At 38.2% G+C, this 3,460-nt stretch carries 5 protein-coding genes; all 5 read left to right on the top strand.

Going from position 1 to position 3,460, the window contains the following annotated elements:
* A partial coding sequence (locus tag AC1DUW_RS23750) for a flagellar hook-length control protein FliK (protein WP_477643613.1) occupies positions 1–986 on the top strand: 986 nt, incomplete at its 5' end.
* 8 nt (positions 987–994) lie between these two features.
* Positions 995–1,627, top strand: a complete 633-nt coding sequence (flgD, locus tag AC1DUW_RS23745) for a flagellar hook assembly protein FlgD (RefSeq protein WP_477643612.1) — start codon at positions 995–997, stop codon at positions 1,625–1,627.
* 11 nt (positions 1,628–1,638) lie between these two features.
* Positions 1,639–2,022 (top strand): TIGR02530 family flagellar biosynthesis protein, encoded by a 384-nt coding sequence (locus AC1DUW_RS23740; RefSeq protein WP_053345330.1) that lies wholly within the window; start codon positions 1,639–1,641, stop codon positions 2,020–2,022.
* A gap of 74 nt (positions 2,023–2,096) precedes the next feature.
* Positions 2,097–3,317 carry a flagellar basal-body rod protein FlgF gene (gene flgF / locus AC1DUW_RS23735; protein ID WP_477643611.1) on the top strand — a complete coding sequence of 407 codons (1,221 nt, stop codon included), beginning with the start codon at positions 2,097–2,099 and terminating at the stop codon, positions 3,315–3,317.
* A gap of 50 nt (positions 3,318–3,367) precedes the next feature.
* Positions 3,368–3,460 (top strand): flagellar FlbD family protein (locus tag AC1DUW_RS23730; protein ID WP_477643614.1); only part of this gene is annotated, 93 nt, incomplete at its 3' end.

The following is a 3,460-nucleotide window of genomic DNA, read 5'->3' as shown; positions in this document are numbered from 1 at the left end:
CTCTTACAGAATTCTTTACGACTATAGAGGAAATCAATTTAGAACAAGAACCGGAAGACTTGAGGTTGGATTCACAAAGCCTTTTATCAGCCAATGTCATGGAACTATATACAATCCTAATACAGGTTGCTTCGTTGAGTGAAGAAGAGTGGAAACAGCTCCCATTAGAGGGGACAGCGAATCTATTAAAGTTGGTAAAATTTCACGATCTTTTATCAGAGAATAAAGATATGACACAAGATGAAGCAACCATCCATAAGCAAATGAAAAATCTGCTTGAAGGGATATCAGGAAAACTGGAAAAATGGCTGCCTAATCAGCAGCAGAAAACAAATACTAACCTTGATTTTTCTCTTATTTTGGAAAAAGGGCAAAATAAAACATTGGAAACAAGCGCATTCTCACAATTAACTGGAAGCGACAAGTTAGGTAAAGATGGAACAAATAGTACCGGTCTGACTTTAAAAACAGCGGATAGTAGTAACTATCAAGGTTCGGGTATGTCATTTTTAATGACAAAGCTTGAACAATTCGTCTTGACGGCTGCTAAGGGTGGACAAACTGTCAGTCAGGAAGAGTTTGTTAAACAGTTTGAAAGTATCTTGAGTAAAGCAAATTTCACAGGGGCTAACGGTGTAAATAAACTGTTAATAAAATTGAATCCCGAACACCTAGGGTCACTTAGAATTGAGTTAATTCAAAAGGATGGCATGATGACAGCGAAAATTTTGGCCACATCAGCGCAAGCGAAAGATATGCTGGAGAAACAGATTCACGGGTTAAAGCACGCCTTTAACGGCCAAAATATCCAAATTGAAAAAATTGAAGTATCACAGGCGTACAATACTTTCAACTCTGAGAAGTTCAGCCAGAAAGATGCGGATGAACAAAATAGACAACAAGAGAATAAGAGGGAAAGCAATGATGAGACAGAAAGTGAATTTACAGGCTCCTTTGCAGAAGCTCTGTTAAATCTAGAAGTGTAGGTGAAGAAATGACGACCATTGATACGTCACTATTATTATCAAGCTATCAATCAGACAGAAAAACAGGCGATTCACTCGGAAAAGATGATTTCCTGAAATTATTGCTTACCCAGTTGCAAAACCAAGATCCTTCCAGTCCGATGGACAATACAGAATTTATAGCCCAAATGGCCACTTTTTCTTCTTTGGAACAAATGATGAATATAGGATCCCAAATAGATGAACTAATTGGGTTAAACCAACAAAATAGTTTAATGAACTATAACTCATTCGTTGGTAAGGAAGTTACCTGGCATATATTGGATGAAAGCGGTGAGAACCTTGCGATAGAAGAAGGCGTAGGTATCGTGGAATCGATTCAATATAAAGGTGACAATATTTATTTCATTTTAGAAGATGGCACAAAACTTCAACCAGCAAATATTTCGGCAATGAAACAATCAAGCACTACATCTAACAGTTTGACTAATGCAAGTGAATTAATAGGCAAACGTGTCACATGGAATGATGAAGAAAATGGAGACCTTTCTGCCGTTGTAACATCAGTATTCATGAATAAGGGCAAAGTGCAGATAGAAGTGGATGATGAAAGCGGCACAAAACTATCATTAGAGCAATTGATCAAAATCGCAAGTGCTTAAGGAGCGGAAAAATGGATAAACTCGGTTTTCAAGCAAATTCCGCTCAGATGATTCCACTAACAAAAACTCCCTTGAGACAAAGGCAAATGATCCAACAAGGATTTCAACAGCATTTTCAAGAAGCCATATCTACTAATGAAAAGCTGACAATTAGTAAGCATGCACAAATGCGGATGGAACAAAGGAAAATAGTAATAGAGCAACAAACTTGGGACAAAATAGCCGATAAAGCAAATGAGGCCAAAAAGATGGGTGTGACAGAATCTCTTATTATTATCGATAACGCGGCACTCGTAATTAGCACTAAAAATAACAAAGTCATTACTGTTGTGGATCGAGAGGAAGCCTCGTCTCAAATTTTCACGAATATCAATGGTACCATACTAATAGATTAATAGGCCGGACCTAGTATAGGAAGCCTAGGCTGTGGAATGACAGAAGCAGTCACGATATGAAAGGGGAGTTTTTAATGCTTCGTTCAATGTACTCAGGAATAAGCGGATTGAAGAACTTACAAACAAAATTAGATGTTATCGGGAATAATGTGGCTAATGTCAACACCTATGGTTTCAAAAAAAGTCGTGTAACATTCAGTGATACGATGAACCAAACAATATCTGGTGCTAGTGCCGCGACAGCAAATAAAGGTGGTACCAACTCTAAGCAGATTGGATTGGGGTCAACTATCGCAACAATTGACACCATTCATACTCAATCAAGCTTGCAAACTACTGGACGAGATCTTGATTTGGGTATATCTGGAGATGGTTATTTCGTCGTCAAAGAAGGAGATGTATTATCTTATACACGTGCTGGTAACTTCTATTTAGATGATAATGGCACGCTTGTAAATTCTAATGGAATGAAAGTGCAAGCCTACAAGGTTGATGCAAACGGAAAACTATCAAAAACAATCGGAGATGTATCTGTAAACGTTAATGCGGTTTTACCTGCTGTAACAACTACAAAAGTAACCGTAAGTGAAAACTTGGCAGCGGACGCAATTGAGGGTTCTGTATTCAGCCAGCAAATAAAAGTTGTTGATGAAAAAGGTAAAGAACAAACAACAACTATTTATTTCAAGAAAAATGGTGAGAATAATTGGGGAGTTTATGATCAGGATCCAACTTCGGACTCTGAACTAGAGCCATTAACTACTCTTAGTTTTACGGATGGTAAATGCGATGTGACAAGCGATGTTAACCTATCAATTGATATTAGTAAAGGTGATGACAGTGATGATAGTAAAAAAATAAAATTAGATTTCGATTTCTCTACTCTCACCCAAGTTGAAGGAGCAACTACAGCTATGGTCAACCCGAATGGTAATAAAGAAGGGAAACTGGAGAGCTTTAATTTTGGGCCATCAGGTGAAATTAGCGGTATCTACTCAAATGGGAAAATTGTGACTTTGGGTCAACTGGCTATTGCCAAGTTTACAAATGCATCCGGATTGACTAAAACAGGAGGCAATATATTCCAAGAATCAATAAACTCTGGTACAGCAAACATCAATGTCGCAGGTGAAGGACGCGGAACAATAGCATCAGGTTCTTTGGAAATGTCCAACGTCGATTTATCAGAAGAGTTTACGGAAATGATCGTCGCGCAACGTGGATTCCAATCGAATTCAAGAATTATCACGACGTCGGATGAAATTTTACAAGAGCTGGTTAACTTAAAACGATAAGTTAAGGGAGGGAGGAGCCAGGTGCTTATTTGCTCTGGCTCCTAAATATTATTATTAAAGTCACAAGGCTGAATGGCAAAAGCTTTCATATCAATGCATTGTACATAGATACGGTCGAATCGCTGCCGGATTCGACTATTACG

The organism is Peribacillus sp. P4_C12 (assembly GCF_056402095.1).
The sequence above is the reverse complement of the archived record's forward strand: the minus strand, read 5'-3'. Positions and strand labels throughout refer to the sequence as shown.

Bases quoted from the DNA above. Each gene is read 5' to 3' on its own strand.
- AC1DUW_RS23740 (WP_053345330.1), top strand. From the start codon at position 1,639: ATGGATAAACTCGGTTTTCAAGCAAATTCCGCTCAGATGATTCCACTA.
- flgD (WP_477643612.1), top strand. From the start codon at position 995: ATGACGACCATTGATACGTCACTATTATTATCAAGCTATCAATCAGAC.
- flgF (WP_477643611.1), top strand. From the start codon at position 2,097: ATGCTTCGTTCAATGTACTCAGGAATAAGCGGATTGAAGAACTTACAA.